We start from the raw sequence: 14,264 nt of genomic DNA, 5'->3' as shown, positions 1-14,264 counted from the left end.
TCGCGGCGAGCCGAAATCGGCTCGCCGCGACGCCCGCAGTCGGTGGGTTTCGATTTAGATTGCCTCGCGAGATTGTTCGAGGACGAGATGCGGTCCGCCTACGATACCGCCCAATCCGAACGTGGTACGCGCGCTGAAGCCGCCGCGCTCTCGGCGCGGCGGCCTCAGCGCGCGTACAGCTTCGCGCCGAGCAGGGCGGCCAGCGAGGTGTCGTCGTCCGGCGAGACCGCGACGTAGGGCCGCGAGGTGGGGCCGAACACGTCCACGACTCGGCCCACCGCGTTCAACTGCTCGTCGACCGCCTCGGTGCCCACGTCCGGCGGGTCGTCGTCCGGACACCTGACGATGGCGAGCCCTTGCGCGGTCCGGACCACCTCGCCGATCCTGTGCATCAGTCTCTGAGCGCGGTGACGTACGCCGCCACCGCCTGAATCAGGTCGTTCTTGGTGGAGTCGTCAGCGTTGCGCACCAGCACGCGACCCTCCTCCGTCCAGTTCTGTCGGGAGTAAGCCTTGTCGCGCTCGATGACCGCGTCGTACCCCACCTGCTGAACTGCCTTGGCGATCTCGTCGACCGTCGGCTCTTCGACGGCCATCTCGGTGGCCACCCGTCGGCCCTCGGCGCGGGTCTTGGACGCGTCGAAGTAGGCGGGCCACAGCACTTTCTCGACCATACTCGAAGTGGTCGTGGGTCCGTTAAACAATTTAGGAAAGAGCGAGCCGCGAGTTCCGGGCCCCGACAGCGACTCGCGGTGAACGGCGACAGCGATTCTCAGTTCAGCGACGGCGCGCGAGCAGGACCGCTCCAACCAGCGCGGCGACCGCCGCGGACGCGCCGAAGCCGGGGATGGACCCGGACGACTCGTCGGTCGTAGTCGTCTCGTCCTGCATCGCGGCTTCGGTAGTCGTCGTTTCCGTCGGCGCTGCGGTGGTGATGTCCGTCGCGGTCTCGTCGGTCGTCGGCTCGGCCGTGGTCGTCGTCGAATCGTCCGTGGTCGAGTCGGCGGCGGCCTCGGCGTACGCGTCGGGGTGGAACGCCTGCGCCATCGCCACGACCGCGTTGACGACGCGCGGCGCGGGCTGGCTGACGTTCTCGTTGGTCACCGTGAGAATCTGGTCGTTCTGGACCGCGTCGGTGCTGTTGTACGCCTCGGTCTGCGGATACGCGCCGAACTGGCCGATCTGGACGATCCACTCGGGGTTCTGCTGGACGACGACCTCCTCGCTGATCTGGCCGTAGCCCGAGATGTTGGTCTCGGCCGCGACGTTGACGCCGCCGGCGAGTTCGACCATGTTGCCGATGAACGTGCCCGAGCCGGCGGTCCAGCCGCCGCCCTGCGAGATTAGCACGCGCGGCGAGTCGGCGTTCTCGACCGCTTCACGGACCGTCTCGATGCGGTCGCGCATCGACGCGACCGTCTCGGACGCGCCCTCGCAGTTGCCGGTCAACTCACCGATGCGCTCGGTCTTGTCGTACACGTCCTCGACCGAGGTGGCGAACTCGGCGCGGTAGACGGTCAGGCCCGCTTCGCGGAGTCGCTCGACCGTGTCGTTGGCAATGATGTTGGCCGCGACCACGAGGTCGGGCTCCTGAGCGACGACCTCCTCGACGCTCACGTAGGTCCGCCCCTCGCCCGAGACGTTGGCCCGGTCGTCGGCGCCGTCGAGGTACGAGGCGTACTGGGTCACCCCGACGACCTGGGACTTGCCACCGATCTCCCACATCGTCTGGGTCGCGCTCGGGCCGAGCGTGACCACGCGCTCGGGCGCTTGCTCGACCGTCACTTCCGAGCCCGTCGCGTCGGTTTGCGTGACGGGGTACGAACAGTCCGCCTGCGCCGCGCCAGTGGTGCTCCCCATAGCATTCGTCGAAGCCGCCGCGGCGGGCGCGACGCCCGCCACGAGCAACAGCAGTACCGCGACCACAGTCGTGAATTGTCGTCTCATGCGTCCCCATCTCCGGCAGTATCCAATAAGTATTTACCTAAAGCAACCAGGATTTCATACGATGCGTGATTCCGCGCGAATCGCGGGCTGGTCGGGCGGATTAGCGGGCACGCTGGCGGTCGTCGTGGTCGTCAGCGCCGCCATCGGTCCGGTGAAACTCGACTACCTCGTGGTCGGGAAGGTGCTGCTGAACGCGCTCGCGGTTCCGGTCGGAATCGAACTCGCCGAGAGCAGCCTCCACCTGTGGGGCGTCGCGTTTGCGGTTCCGACGCCGACAGTCGAGTTCGCGCCCCTGTTCGGCTTCGCGGTGCCCGATACCGCCGAGACCATCGTCGTGACGCTCCGGCTCCCTCGCATCGCGCTCGGGGCGATCGTGGGCTTCGCGCTGGCGACCGCGGGCGTCGTGATGCAGGGCTTTTTCCGGAACCCGATGGCCGACCCCTCCATCATCGGGGTCTCCTCCGGCGCGGCGGTGGGCGCAGTGGCGACCATCGCGCTCCCGTACGCCGTCCCGTTCGCGCTCCCGACCGCCGCGTTCGCCGGGGCAGTCGCCGCCGCGTTCGGCGTCTACCTGCTCGCCACCGAGGACGGCCGGACCCCGGTCGCCACCCTCCTACTCGCTGGCGTGGCGGTCCAGACGTTCCTCGGCGCGGTGGTCTCCTTTCTCTTGCTCCAGACCGGCGAGAGCATGGAGCGGGCGGTGTTCTGGCTGATGGGCCACCTCCACCTCGCGTCGTGGGACGACGTGACGCTCGTGCTCCCGGTGGCCCTGTTCGGGTTCGGGACGCTGCTGGCGTACTCGCGGGACCTGAACGTCCTCCTGCTCGGCGAAGAGGACGCCCACGCGCTCGGCGTGGAAGTCGAGCGCACCAAGCGCCTCCTGCTCGCGGTCGCCAGCGTGATGACCGGCGCGGCGGTCGCGGTGACCGGCGTCATCGGCTTCGTGGGCCTCGTCGTTCCCCACGTCATGCGCCTGCTCGTGGGGCCGGATCATCGCATTCTGCTCCCGACATCTGCCCTCGCAGGTGCGACCTTCCTCGTCGCCACGGACACGGTCGCGCGCTCCGGCCCGGCCGAGCTTCCGGTCGGCATCGTGACCGCGTTCCTCGGCGCGCCCTTTTTCCTCTATCTGCTCCGCACTCGGGAGGTGCACGCGCTGTGAGTCGGGGTTTCGCTCACGCCCGGCGGAAGCGACTGGCCGCTTCCCTCTCTCGGGAGCGCCCGACCGACCATCCGACTCCGGCGTGTGCTGGCGCGACCGCTTGCTGGTCGCGCCAAATCGCGCGAGGGACGAGTAGCGCAGGGAGGAACGGAGTGACGACTGAGCAACGCAGTCGGCTGGGGAGGACGAGGCCTTCGCGCTCGGCCGATGGTCCACCAGTCGCGCTCGGCTCCGCAGACTCTAGGGTGGGACTGAAAGGGGCCGCCCGCTCGCGGCCGAAGGCCGTGGTCGTCTCAGCGACCACTATCCGGCGCGCGGTTTGCGCCGGATATGTCGCTGAGCGACCGCGAGTGGGCGGGGGCTTTCGAAACCATGATTCCAGTGGTTCTGTTGTTCGTTCTCGCACCAGTTCCACCATAGAGCGAGCGGTCAGGGGCTTTCGAAATCGTGTTTCCAGTACTTCGGCTATTCGTTCCCGTTCTAGTTCCACCATAGAGCGAGCGGGCGGGAGTTTTCTAAATAACCACAACGACAGTTCCGACGACGTGGATAAAACGAACCGAGAGGGCGATTCAGAATGATAGACGTAGCCGATATTTCGGTCGAACTCGGCGACACCCGGATTCTCGACGGCGTCGCGACCGGCGTGAGCGAGGGCCAGTTCGTCGGCCTCGTCGGCCCCAACGGCGCGGGCAAGACCACCCTGCTCCGCACCGTCACCGGCGCGCTCGCGCCCGACCGGGGCGAGGTCCGGGTCGACGGCGACCCCGTCCAATCGCTCTCCTCCAAAGAGGCCAGTCGCCGGGTCGCAGTGGTCCCGCAGGACACCCACCTCTCCTTCGACTTCCCGGTCGAGGAGGTCGTGGCGATGGGTCGTCATCCGTACCAGTCGCGGCTCTCGGGCGCGGGCGAGAGCGACCGCGAGCGGGTCGCCCGAGCGCTGGAGCGCACCGAGGTCGACCACCTCGCCGACCGGCCCATCACCGCCGTCTCGGGCGGCGAGCGCCAGCGCGTGCTGCTCGCCCGCGCCCTCGCACAGGACGCGCCCGTCCTCCTGCTCGACGAACCCACCGCGAGCCTCGACATCAACCACCAGGTGCGCACGCTCGAACTCGTCCGCGATCTGGTCGACGACGACGACAAGACCGTGGTCGCGGCCATCCACGACCTCAACCTTGCGGCCCACTACTGCGACGAACTCCGACTGCTCGCGGACGGAGCTATTCGGGCCAGCGGCAACCCCGAGACCGTGCTCTCGGAGGACCACCTCGAAGCCGCGTTCGACACCCGCGCCGTGGTGTCGCGCCACCCCGTCACCGGCTCGACGTACGTCACCGCGTTGCCCGAGCGCCCCGCGGACAGCGAACCCGAAGGACGAGTTCACGTGGTCGGTGGCGGAGGCACCGTCTCGCGCCTGCTCTACCTGCTCTCCGCTGCGGGCTACGAGGTCTCGGTCGGCGCACTCAACGAGGGCGACTCCGACCTCGAAACCGCTCGGAGCCTCGGCCTCGACGCGGTGACCGAGGAGCCGTTCGCACCGGTGGGCGAGGCGGCTCGCGCCGAAGTCGAGTCCAGAGTCCGAGACGCCGACGCGACCATCCTCGCGGACGTGGAGGTCGGCGCGGGCAACCTCGCCAACCTCCGGGCTGCCCGCGAGGCCGACTCGGTCGTCGTGGTCGAACAGCGACCGTTCGCCGAGCGCAACTACGCCGGGAGCGAGGCCGCCGCAGTGTACGCGGAACTCTGCGAGCGCGGCCGCGTAGTCGGCCCGGACGACCTGCTCCCTGCGGTCGAGGCGGCGGTGGCGTCCGCCGATGCGTCGGCGGACGCCACCGCCGCCTCGACGGAGTGATTCGTTCCGATTTCGCCGTCGCTCACCAGTCCCGAGTTCTCAGTTGCCCCGCAGTCCCGATTCTGGGGTCGCTCAGTACGCCACGCGATACTCGCACTGCGACCCGCTCTCGGCTCGGCACTCCTCGCCCGTCTCGCTGACGAACGCCATCGGCGGGTAGGTGAACTCGTAGCCGAACGCCCGGAGCGTCCCCTCGATGATGCCCTCGTCGAACGAGCAGGGGTAGGGGTTGGCACAGACGACCCGCTGCTCGCGCTCGCCGACCTCGACGAACTCGTAGTAACCGACGTCGCCGCCCCGGTGGTTGAGCTGGTAGGCGTCGTCGACCGTGGCGAACCCGCTCTTGGCCGAGTCGGGGTCCGGCGGCCACTCGACCCCCTCGGGGACCGACCTGCCGACGTGGGTCAGCGCGTCGTCGCCGAGCGCCGCGCCAATATCCTCCAGCGCCTCGATCCACGCCGACAGCGGGTACCACACCTCGCGCCGTGGCGTCTCGATGCCGTGGTCGGCGAGGATGTCCAGTCCGCGCGCCGCGTCGTCGGACGGGAGACCGTCCAGTCCCTCGACGACTTGCTCGACGACGTGCCCGCTCGTCTGCGCGCCCTCGGGGACTGCGTCATCGCGTGTCATGAGAGTACGTGCCTCACATATCGGAGTTGTCACATAATTCTTTCCCGGCGTCACCGCAAGGAATCGATTTGGTACCGACTCTCACGAACGCTTTTGTCGGCGTCGGTCGACGCTGGGAGCATGTCCGACGGCTCTTCGACGGCCGACGACGCCGCGTCCGACAGTTCGCCCGAGGCCGACAGTACGTCCGCCGCCGCGGCCGACCCATTCGGTCGCGCGATCCGGGACTTCCACCGGGACGAGCAGGACGACCCCCTGATCCAGCGCGACAGCGAGTGGGCCCGCGAACACCCCATCGAGCGGTTCTACTTCGGCGACTTCGACGCTTCGGGAACCAACGACGCGTGGCTCGCCGACCGGCTCGACGGCTCGCTGCTCGACCTCGGAGCCGGCGCGGGCAGACACGCGCTGTACTTTCAGGAGCAGTTCGAGACCGTCGCGGTCGAGGTGAGCGACCACCTCGTCGAGACCATGCGCGAGCGAGGGGTTCGGGACGCCCGGCGCGCGGACATGTTCGCGCTCCGCGAGTCGTTCGACCGCGACCGGTTCGCGTCGGCGCTCGCCATCGGCACGCAGATCGGCCTCGCGGGGTCGATGGACGGCCTCCGACGATTTCTGACCGACCTCGCGCACGTGACGACCGACGACGCCGCAGCGGTGCTCGACTGCTACGACCCCGAGCGCGTCGACTCCGACGAGATGCTGGGCTACCGCGCCGACCCGACGCCCGGCCTCGCGTTCCGCGTGATGCAGTTCGAGTACGACGGCGCGGTCGGCGAGACGCTACTCTTCCGGCTGTTCGGCCCCGACCGAATTCGGGAGGCCGCGGTCGGCACCGACTGGCAGGTCGAAGAAGTTCGGTACGACGACGAGGGGGCAGTTCACTACCGGGTCGCGCTGGCGAAACGGTAGCGACGGGTCGCGCATCCGGAAGGACGAGCGGGTTAAACGCCCGCACGCTGGCGCTGCTGGACTAACTCGAAGACCAACAGCCCCGCGAAGCTGCTCGCCGCGAGCAGGACCATCCCGGCGACGCCGACCGGGACGCTCGGCGCGGCCAGACTCACCGCGCCGAGCGTCCCGCCGGAGACGGCCGCGAGCGCGGCCTGTCCCGTCGCCGACAGCGACGCGCACTTCTGGGCGACCGTCGGGTCCAGCCCCACGATGCGGGTCCAGACGACGTAGAGGGCGGCCACGAACAGGAACGCGAGCAGACCGACGCCCAGCAGTAGCGCGAACTTCGCCGGGTTCATTCTTCCGAATATGGTAATGGTTCGGATAAAAACGTATCGATGACACGTCTGGTCGCGGAGAGTATCGGGCGACGCGGGACGAAAACCGGTTCCGCAGGCCGTCGATTTAAGGGCGTTCCGTCCCGAGAAAGCGGCATGAAACGAGAAGACCGGTCGGCGGAACTCGACGGCCGGTCGGTCACCGTCGTCGGGAGCGGGTTCGGCGGCCTCTCGACCGCCTGCTACCTCGCCGACGCGGGCGCGGACGTGACGGTCGTGGAGAAGAACGAGCAGTTGGGCGGCCGGGCCAGCGTGCTCGAACGCGACGGCTTCCGGTTCGACATGGGGCCGTCGTGGTACCTGATGCCCGACGTGTTCGAGCGCTTCTTCGGCCACTTCGACCGCGAGCCCACCGACTACTACGGCCTCGAACGCCTCGACCCCCACTACAGAATCTTCTTCAAAGATGGGGACGACGTCACCGTCTCGGCCGACCGCGAGGCGACCAAAGAGATCTTCGAGTCGTACGAGGACGGCGCTGGCGACGCGCTCGACGAGTACCTCGCGGAAGCCCGCGAGACGTACGAGATCGGAATGGAACACTTCGTGTACACCGAGCGCCCGCGATTCCGGGACTACGTCGACCGGACCGTGTTGCGCCACGCCCGCGGGCTCACGTTCCTCGGGTCGATGGAGGCCCACGTCGCCGACTACTTCGACCACCCCAAGCTCCGCCAGATCGTCCAGTACAGCCTCGTCTTCCTCGGCGGCTCGCCGTCCAACACCCCCGCGCTGTACAACCTGATGAGTCACGTCGACTTCAACCTCGGCGTCTACTACCCGGAAGAGGGGATGGGCGGCGTGGTCGACGGCATCGCCGAACTCGGGTCGGAGCTCGGCGTCGAGTACCGCACCGACAGCCCGGTCACTGCCATCCGGGGCGATGTGGGCGACTTCCGCGTGGAACTCGCAGACGGCGGAGGCGACAGCGAAGGCAGCGACGTGGGTGGGACCACCGACGACTTCCTTCGGAGCGACCTCGTGGTCAGCGACGCCGACTACGCTCACACCGAGCAGGAGCTGCTGCCGCCCGAGAAGCGCCAGTACGACGACGATTACTGGGACTCTCGGACGTACGCCCCCTCTGCCTTCCTGCTGTACCTCGGCGTGGAGGGCGACGTGGAACCGCTGGCCCACCACAGCCTCGTGCTGCCGACCGACTGGAACCCCCACTTCGAGCGCATCTTCGACGACCCGGCGTGGCCCGACGACCCGGCGTACTACCTCTGCGTGCCGAGCCGGACCGACGACTCGGTCGCGCCGGAGGGCCACAGCAACCTGTTCGCGCTGGTCCCCGTCGCGCCCGGGCTGGACGACGACCCCGAGACGCGACAGCAGTACCGCGACTTCGTCCTCGACGACATCGCGGAGAACACGGGCGTCGACCTCCGGGACCGCATCGTGGTCGAGGAGCGCTTCTGCGTCTCGGAGTTCGCCGACCGGTACAACTCCCGTGAGGGCACCGCGCTCGGCCTCGCTCACACCCTGCGCCAGACCGGGCCGCTCAGGCCGAATCGCCGATCTTCAGAGGTCGACGGGCTGTACTTCACGGGGTCGTACACCACGCCCGGCATCGGCGTCCCGATGTGTCTCATCGGCGGTCAGCACACCGCCGACGCGCTCCGCGAGGACTACGGGAGGTAGCCGTGCTGCGGTACCTCCTCAGGCTCTCGCGGCCGCGGTTCTGGCTCTACCTCGCCGGCCCGGTGCTGGTCGGCGTGGCCTACGGCGCGTCAGGTCCGAGCGACCTGCGCTCGCCCGCCGCGGTCGCGCTGTTCGCGTACTTCCTCGTGCCCGCGAACGTCTACCTCTACGGGGTCAACGACGTGTTCGACGCCGACGCGGACGCCGAGAACCCGAAGAAGACGGGCGAGGACGCGCGGGAAGAGCAATTCCGCGGCGATACTGCGGTCACTGTCGTCGTCGCGCTCTGTGGCCTCGCGGGCGTGGCGCTCGCGGCCGCGCTCACATCGGGCGCGCTGGGTACGTCCACTCACGCGCCTGCGCTGGCGGCCGCGGACGAGTCCGCGGCCGCCAGCGCAGGCGCGTGGGTCGTCGCCTTCCTCGCGCTCGGCTACGCCTACAGCGGCCCGCCGTTCCGCCTCAAGACCGTCCCGCCGCTCGACTCGGTGTCGAACGGCCTGTACGTCCTCCCCGGCGTGGCGGCGTACGTCGCGGTAGCTGGTCGCCAGCCTCCGCTGCTCGCAGTTGTTGGCGGGTGGCTCTGGACGATGGCGATGCACACCTTCTCCGCGATTCCGGACATCGAACCCGACCGACGAGCCGGACTCCGGACCACCGCGACCGCGCTGGGCGAGCGGGCGACACTCGCGTACTGCGCGGCGTGCTGGCTGCTGGCCGCCGTCGCGTTCGGCCTGCTCGATATTCGAGCGGGGGCGCTCTTGGCGCTCTATCCCGTGCTCGCGGTCGCGGTGGCCGAAACGGACGTGTCGGTGACGCGGGCCTACTGGTGGTACCCCGCGATCAACGCGGTCGTCGGCGCAGTGCTGACGCTCGGCGGGCTCTGGGGTGTTCTGCGTGGCTGAGCAGCCTGCTGAAGCCACAGCAGAGGGCTTCGGCCGCCGGGCATTCGAAGCCCGCTTCTCCGCGGCGGTGCGAGAGAACCGGTTCACTATCGCGGTCGTCTTCCCGCTCGTCGGGGCCGCGCTGTTCGTCGCCAGCACCGAGGCGTGGCTCCCGCCGTGGCTGGCGATGCATCCCGCGCTGGTGCTGTTCGGGACGCTCGTGATGCGGACGCCCCTGCTCGCCGGGCTCGCGCCGGTGGTCGACCGCCGGGCTGGCGTCGGCCTGCTGGCGGTCGGGGGGTACAGCTACGCCATCGAGTACGTCGGGATCCATTACGGCGTGCCGTACGGCGAGTTCGAGTATCTGCTCTCGCTCGGACCGATGGTCGGCGGCGTCCCGGTCGGCCTCCCCGTCTTCTTCGTGCCGCTGGTCCTGAACAGCTACCTGCTCGTGCTCCTGCTGGCCCCGAAGGCAGGGTTGCTCGCCCGGACCGCGGCCGCGCTCGGGGTCGTCCTCGCGGTGGACCTCGTGCTCGACCCCGCGGCGGTCGGCCTCGGCTTCTGGGCGTACGACGCCGGCGGAATCTACTACGGCGTCCCGCTGTCGAACTACGCGGGCTGGGTGCTGAGCGGGCTGGTCGCGCTGTCGCTCGTGGAGTGGGGGTTCGACCGTGAGACGCTGGCGGCGCGGCTCGAAGCCTGTGAGTTCGCGCTCGACGACTTCGTGAGCTTCGTGGTGCTGTGGGGTGCGATGAACGTCTACTTCGGCAACTGGATCGCGGTAGCGCTGGCGGTGGGGCTGGCGGCGGGCCTCGTCCGGACCGACCGCTTCGATTTCGCCGGGACGGGCCGGGACGTTCCCGGTCGGGGGTGACCCCTCCGGGTGCTCCCACCCGTCGAACCTACTCGACTTGCGGAACGCCGCCGGCGAAGTCCGGCGTGTCGTGGCCCGTCTCGCCGTCCGGCACGGCGCTCACTTCGCGGAACACCGCGACCGGGTCGCGGGTCCGGTACCAGTGCCACCGAGTTTTCGCCCACAGCCACGCCGCGCGGAGCGGGCCGACCGACGGCGGCGACGAGAACACGTCGTAGTCGTTCGCCCGGATCTGTCGGTGGTGCTCGGCGTACAGCACGGCCGAGTACAGCACCGCGAACTGGCAGTCCTCGGGCAGGTACTCGATGCCCGCCACGCCCTCGCGGTACTTGCGCTCGGCCCGCCGCAGCTCCTCGGCCATCGCCGCGCGGAAGCCCTCCGTCGGGTTGCAACGCCGAATCTGGGCCTCCGTGACGTCGTGTCGCTCGCGGGTGCTCGCGGGCAGGTAGATGCGGCCGTGGTCCTCGACGTCCTCGCGCACGTCGCGGAGGAAGTTCGTCAGCTGGAACGCCTCGCCGAGCGCGACCGCGGGCGGTCGGGCCGCGTCGCTGTCGACGTCCATCACCGACAGCATCATCACGCCGACCGCGGCCGCCGACCCGCGCATGTACGCCGCGAGCTCGTCGTACGTGTCGTATCGATCCTTCTCGACGTCCTCGGCCATCGCATCGAGGAACACCTCGATCTCCTCGGCGGGGATCTCGTACTCCTCGCGCAGTTCGGAGAACGCCGCCACCACCGGGTCGTCGGCGTCCGTCCGCCCCAGCGCTTCGGCGCGGAGGCGGTCGAGCCGCCGCCGTTGTTCGTCCGGGGTCGGGTCCCCGTCGCCGTCGACCACTTCGTCGGCGACGCGGAAGAACGCGTACAGGACGTACGTCGGCTGGCGGATGCGCCGAGGGAGCAGCCGCGTGGCGAAGGAGAAGGTTCTGCCGGTCCGCTGCTGAATTGCCTTGCTTCGTCGGAGTTGTTGGTCTGTGACCATCGCTGTTCACTTGTTTGTGCAGAGTCCGGCCGTCCAGCAGGGTGCCTGCAGCGTTCTGACTAGGTTCTCCTGTGGGTTAATTGTTGGCGTCGCTCACTGCCCCTGCCGGTTGTCGGACGTTCGCACCGACACGACAATTTTCGGATTCGTTCCACGTCAGGTCCGGGAGAGGTCATGTCGAATCAGAGTGACGACTGGGTCGCCGCGAGCGACCGATTTTTGGCTTCGCGTTCCGCGAGTAGACGCATGGCACACGACTCCGAATCTGCCGACGCCGAACTCGCGGCGCGAATCCAGCACACAGAAGTCGGGGCGACCGCGGACCGCGACCGCGTACTCGACGTGCTCGACGAGTGTATCGAGTACGGGTTCGACGGCGCGATGGTCCAGCCCTGCTGGGTCCCGCTGGCTGCCGACCGACTGTCGGACACCGACGTCAAGGTCTGCACCGCGGTCGGCTACCCGATGGGCGGGGACCTCCCGCTCACGAAGGCGACCGGCATCCGCGACGCGGTGGCGGCCGGAGCCGACGAACTCGACGTGATGGCGAACATCAGCTTCCTGAAGTCCGGCGAGGACGAGGCGTTCCAGCGAGAGTTGGAGACGTTAGTCGAAGCCTCGGGCGACGCGACCATCAAGCTCATGCTGGAACTCGGCGGGCTCACCGACGAGGAGGCCGAGCGGGAGATCGAGTACGCGGTCGAGGCGGGCTTCGACTACCTCAAGAACTCCAGCGGCTTCGGCGCGGGCGGAAAGGCGTCGGTCGAGAACGTGAGCTTCATCGCCGAGCGCGTGCCCAACGACGTCGGCGTGAAGGCCAGCGGCGGCATCAAGACCGCCGAGGGAGCCCGCGACCTGCTCGACGCCGGGGCCGACCTGCTCGGAGCCTCCAGTGGCGTCCAGATCGTGACCAGCGAAGACGCCGATTCCGGCGGACAGGGGGACTCCAACGCGAAGGCCGACAGCGACCATGACTACTGAGAAGGCGACGGTCGCGGTCGTCGGCTCGTACAACCACGGGCTCACGATGTCGGTCCCGGACATCCCCGTGCCGGGCGAGACGGTGCTAGGCAGCGACTTTGAGGAGGGCGTCGGCGGCAAGGGGTCGAATCAGGCCGTGGCGGCCGCCCGACTCGGCGCGGACGCGACGTTCGTGGGTCGGATCGGCGACGACCGGTTCGGAGACGACGCGGTCGCGCTCTGGGACGAGGCGGGCGTCGACGCCGCGGTCGAGCGCGTGCCCGGCGAGCACACGGGCGTGGGCTTCGTCGTGGTCGAGCAGAGCGGCGAGAACGCCATCGCGGTCGCGCCCGGCGCGAACGCCCACCTCGACGGCGAGGCGGTCCGAGCAGAACGGCAGGCCATCGCCGACGCCGCAGAGAGTGGCGCGGCCACCGACGCCGACGCGGGCGCTCCCTCCACCGAGGTCGTGTTGAATCCGGCTCCCGCCCGCGAGCTTCCCGCGGAGATCCTGTCCGACGTGGACGTGCTGACGCCGAACCGGACCGAGGCCAATATGCTGCTCGGGCACCCGCCCGACGCCGAGCGCGACCCCGCGGCGCTGGCGCGCGAACTCCTCGAACGCGGCCCGTCGGCGGTCGTACTCACGCTCGGGGCCGACGGCGCGCTCGTCGTCACGGGCGAACAGGAGACCCGCGTTCCGCCGGCGGACGTGGACGTGGTCGACACCACCGGCGCGGGCGACGCCTTCAACGCGGGCTTCGCGGTCGCGCGCGGGGAGGGCGCGAGCCTCGTCGAGGCCGCCGCGTTCGGCTGTCGAGCCGGCGGACTAGCCTGCACCGCGTACGAGGTCGTCCCCGCGCTTCCCGAGCGCGAGGCGGTCGACCGGTTGGCCGGCGAATCGCAGTGAGGGAAGCGCGTTTCCGGTGTCGGTAGCTATTTCCTCGGGCTTTCCATACTGGCGTCCATGAGCGACGACGCGCGGCGAGTCATCGTGGACACCGACACTGCGGGCGACGACACGCAGGCGCTCCTGCTGGCGGCGACCAGCGAGCGCCTCGACGTGGAGGGCGTCACCATCTGTACCGGCAACGTGGAGTTCAACTACATGGTCGAGAACGCGAAGTACACGCTCGGCCTCGCGGGCCTGGCCGAGGACGTGACCGTGTACGAGGGGGCGCGCGAACCGCTCGTCAAGTCCCACGAGCACGCCGAGCACGTCCACGGCGAGGGCGGCCTCGGCGGCGAGCTGTTCCCGGACACCGGCATTCCGTCGGGCGACCAGCACGGCGCGGACTACATCGTCGAGCAGGCCCGCGAGCACCCGGGTGAGATCACGCTGGTCTGCATCGCGCCGCTGACCAACGTCGCGCTCGCGCTCCGGAAAGAGCCGAACCTCGGCGAGTTACTCGACGAGGTGTGGGTGATGGGGGGCAACGTCAACTGTCTGGGCAACATCACGCCCGCCGCGGAGTTCAACTTCTGGGCCGACCCCGAGGCCGCGAAGGTGGCCCTGCGCGAACTCGACGTGACGCTGTTCGACTGGGGCGTCACGGTCCGGGACACCGCGTTCGACGCCGACACGCTCGCGCGATTCGAGGAGAGTGACACCGAGTACGCCGAGTTCTTCGAGGAGATCACCCAGTCGGTCCGCGAGTTCAACCAGGAGTCGTTCGGCGAGGACATGACGACCCAGCCCGACGCCGGACTGGTGGCCGCGCTGATAGCGCCCGATCTGATCGAAGCGTCGGGCACCTACCACGTCGACGTGGACGAACGCGAAGGGCTGACGCGGGGGTACACCTCGGTCGACGAGAACGGAGTCACGGATGGCGAAGCCCGGACGAGGGTCATCGAATCGTTCGACGCCGAGCGGTTCGAGTCGATGTTCGAGGCGATGCTGTTCGAGGAGTCGCCCGAGGCGGGGCTGTAGTCAGTTCGTTGGCGTCGGCGTGGGGGGGGGGGGGGGGGGGGGGGGGGGGGGGGGGGGGGGGGGCCCCCCCCCGCCCCCCCCCCCCCCCCCCCGCGGCCCACCCCCCCC

The 14,264-nt window shown here is 69.3% G+C and carries 15 protein-coding genes; 9 read left to right on the top strand and 6 right to left on the bottom strand.

The annotated features are described in order from the left end of the window. Nucleotides 1-164 precede the first annotated feature (164 nt). The 3 genes from DPQ64_RS07685 to DPQ64_RS07675 all read right to left on the bottom strand — a co-directional run bounded on the left by DPQ64_RS07685 (nt 165) and on the right by DPQ64_RS07675 (nt 1,946). Nucleotides 165-392 (bottom strand): H/ACA ribonucleoprotein complex subunit GAR1, encoded by a 228-nt coding sequence (locus tag DPQ64_RS07685; protein WP_115863769.1) that lies wholly within the window; start codon nt 390-392, stop codon nt 165-167. Continuing rightward, nucleotides 392-673 (bottom strand): signal recognition particle subunit SRP19, encoded by a 282-nt coding sequence (gene srp19 / locus DPQ64_RS07680; protein ID WP_115863768.1) that lies wholly within the window; start codon nt 671-673, stop codon nt 392-394. The genes DPQ64_RS07685 and srp19 overlap by 1 nt, the downstream gene beginning before the upstream one ends. Nucleotides 674-776: 103 nt before the next feature. Continuing rightward, complete coding sequence (locus tag DPQ64_RS07675; RefSeq protein ID WP_115863767.1) at nt 777-1,946, bottom strand: PGF-CTERM-anchored ABC transporter substrate-binding protein; 1,170 nt, start codon at nt 1,944-1,946, stop codon at nt 777-779. 61 nt (nt 1,947-2,007) lie between these two features. Between DPQ64_RS07675 and btuC the strand changes: the two genes are divergently transcribed. Next, entirely contained in the window at nt 2,008-3,108 is a 1,101-nt protein-coding gene (gene btuC, locus DPQ64_RS07670) for a vitamin B12 ABC transporter permease BtuC (protein WP_115863766.1), read from the top strand. Between the two features lie 577 nt (nt 3,109-3,685). Beyond that, nucleotides 3,686-4,960 carry a heme ABC transporter ATP-binding protein gene (locus DPQ64_RS07665; RefSeq protein WP_115863765.1) on the top strand — a complete coding sequence of 425 codons (1,275 nt, stop codon included), beginning with the start codon at nt 3,686-3,688 and terminating at the stop codon, nt 4,958-4,960. Between the two features lie 72 nt (nt 4,961-5,032). Here the strand turns inward: DPQ64_RS07665 and DPQ64_RS07660 are convergent, their stop codons facing one another. Beyond that, complete coding sequence (locus DPQ64_RS07660) at nt 5,033-5,590, bottom strand: hypothetical protein (RefSeq protein WP_115863764.1); 558 nt, start codon at nt 5,588-5,590, stop codon at nt 5,033-5,035. A gap of 120 nt (nt 5,591-5,710) precedes the next feature. Between DPQ64_RS07660 and DPQ64_RS07655 the strand changes: the two genes are divergently transcribed. Then, nucleotides 5,711-6,502: a methyltransferase domain-containing protein gene (locus DPQ64_RS07655; protein ID WP_232820507.1), complete on the top strand. Its 792-nt coding sequence runs from the start codon at nt 5,711-5,713 to the stop codon at nt 6,500-6,502. A 32-nt stretch (nt 6,503-6,534) separates the two neighbouring features. On the opposite strand, the gene DPQ64_RS07650 is transcribed toward DPQ64_RS07655, so the two are convergent. Further along, on the bottom strand, nt 6,535-6,843 hold the full coding sequence (locus DPQ64_RS07650) for a hypothetical protein (RefSeq protein ID WP_115863763.1): 309 nt from the start codon (nt 6,841-6,843) through the stop codon (nt 6,535-6,537). A gap of 135 nt (nt 6,844-6,978) precedes the next feature. Between DPQ64_RS07650 and DPQ64_RS07645 the strand changes: the two genes are divergently transcribed. From DPQ64_RS07645 to cruF, 3 genes are read left to right on the top strand one after another with little or no spacing between them, the layout of a single operon-like run. Next, nucleotides 6,979-8,526 (top strand): phytoene desaturase family protein, encoded by a 1,548-nt coding sequence (locus DPQ64_RS07645; RefSeq protein ID WP_115863762.1) that lies wholly within the window; start codon nt 6,979-6,981, stop codon nt 8,524-8,526. Nucleotides 8,527-8,528: 2 nt separating this feature from the next. After that, complete coding sequence (locus tag DPQ64_RS07640; protein ID WP_115863761.1) at nt 8,529-9,428, top strand: prenyltransferase; 900 nt, start codon at nt 8,529-8,531, stop codon at nt 9,426-9,428. Next, on the top strand, nt 9,421-10,281 hold the full coding sequence (cruF, locus tag DPQ64_RS07635; RefSeq protein ID WP_115863760.1) for a bisanhydrobacterioruberin hydratase: 861 nt from the start codon (nt 9,421-9,423) through the stop codon (nt 10,279-10,281). The genes DPQ64_RS07640 and cruF overlap by 8 nt, the downstream gene beginning before the upstream one ends. Nucleotides 10,282-10,309: 28 nt before the next feature. Here cruF and DPQ64_RS07630 read toward each other — a convergent pair whose 3' ends face one another. Beyond that, nucleotides 10,310-11,263, bottom strand: a complete 954-nt coding sequence (locus DPQ64_RS07630; protein WP_115863759.1) for a phytoene/squalene synthase family protein — start codon at nt 11,261-11,263, stop codon at nt 10,310-10,312. Nucleotides 11,264-11,509: 246 nt separating this feature from the next. Between DPQ64_RS07630 and deoC the strand changes: the two genes are divergently transcribed. Genes deoC through DPQ64_RS07615 form a run of 3 tightly spaced genes read left to right on the top strand, consistent with a single transcriptional unit; the run spans nt 11,510 to nt 14,156 of the window. After that, nucleotides 11,510-12,244 carry a deoxyribose-phosphate aldolase gene (gene deoC, locus DPQ64_RS07625; protein ID WP_115863758.1) on the top strand — a complete coding sequence of 245 codons (735 nt, stop codon included), beginning with the start codon at nt 11,510-11,512 and terminating at the stop codon, nt 12,242-12,244. Beyond that, a complete protein-coding gene (locus tag DPQ64_RS07620) occupies nt 12,234-13,133 on the top strand; it encodes a ribokinase (protein ID WP_115863757.1) in 900 nt (299 codons plus the stop codon). The genes deoC and DPQ64_RS07620 overlap by 11 nt, the downstream gene beginning before the upstream one ends. Nucleotides 13,134-13,190: 57 nt before the next feature. Further along, a complete protein-coding gene (locus DPQ64_RS07615) occupies nt 13,191-14,156 on the top strand; it encodes a nucleoside hydrolase (protein ID WP_115863756.1) in 966 nt (321 codons plus the stop codon). The last annotated feature ends 108 nt before the right edge of the window (nt 14,157-14,264 follow it).

The organism is Halorussus litoreus (assembly GCF_003382685.1).
Lineage (GTDB): Archaea > Halobacteriota > Halobacteria > Halobacteriales > Haladaptataceae > Halorussus > Halorussus litoreus.
Note: the sequence above shows the minus strand (reverse complement) of the source record. Positions and strands in the feature narration are given on the sequence as shown.

Excerpts from the sequence above, each read along its gene's own strand:
- DPQ64_RS07665 (WP_115863765.1), top strand. The coding sequence starts at position 3,686 with ATGATAGACGTAGCCGATATTTCGGTCGAACTCGGCGACACCCGGATT.
- DPQ64_RS07615 (WP_115863756.1), top strand. The coding sequence starts at position 13,191 with ATGAGCGACGACGCGCGGCGAGTCATCGTGGACACCGACACTGCGGGC.
- DPQ64_RS07645 (WP_115863762.1), top strand. The coding sequence starts at position 6,979 with ATGAAACGAGAAGACCGGTCGGCGGAACTCGACGGCCGGTCGGTCACC.
- DPQ64_RS07685 (WP_115863769.1), bottom strand. The coding sequence starts at position 392 with ATGCACAGGATCGGCGAGGTGGTCCGGACCGCGCAAGGGCTCGCCATC.
- DPQ64_RS07630 (WP_115863759.1), bottom strand. The coding sequence starts at position 11,263 with ATGGTCACAGACCAACAACTCCGACGAAGCAAGGCAATTCAGCAGCGG.
- DPQ64_RS07660 (WP_115863764.1), bottom strand. The coding sequence starts at position 5,590 with ATGACACGCGATGACGCAGTCCCCGAGGGCGCGCAGACGAGCGGGCAC.
- deoC (WP_115863758.1), top strand. The coding sequence starts at position 11,510 with ATGGCACACGACTCCGAATCTGCCGACGCCGAACTCGCGGCGCGAATC.
- DPQ64_RS07655 (WP_232820507.1), top strand. The coding sequence starts at position 5,711 with ATGTCCGACGGCTCTTCGACGGCCGACGACGCCGCGTCCGACAGTTCG.
- btuC (WP_115863766.1), top strand. The coding sequence starts at position 2,008 with ATGCGTGATTCCGCGCGAATCGCGGGCTGGTCGGGCGGATTAGCGGGC.
- DPQ64_RS07620 (WP_115863757.1), top strand. The coding sequence starts at position 12,234 with ATGACTACTGAGAAGGCGACGGTCGCGGTCGTCGGCTCGTACAACCAC.
- DPQ64_RS07650 (WP_115863763.1), bottom strand. The coding sequence starts at position 6,843 with ATGAACCCGGCGAAGTTCGCGCTACTGCTGGGCGTCGGTCTGCTCGCG.
- DPQ64_RS07675 (WP_115863767.1), bottom strand. The coding sequence starts at position 1,946 with ATGAGACGACAATTCACGACTGTGGTCGCGGTACTGCTGTTGCTCGTG.
- srp19 (WP_115863768.1), bottom strand. The coding sequence starts at position 673 with ATGGTCGAGAAAGTGCTGTGGCCCGCCTACTTCGACGCGTCCAAGACC.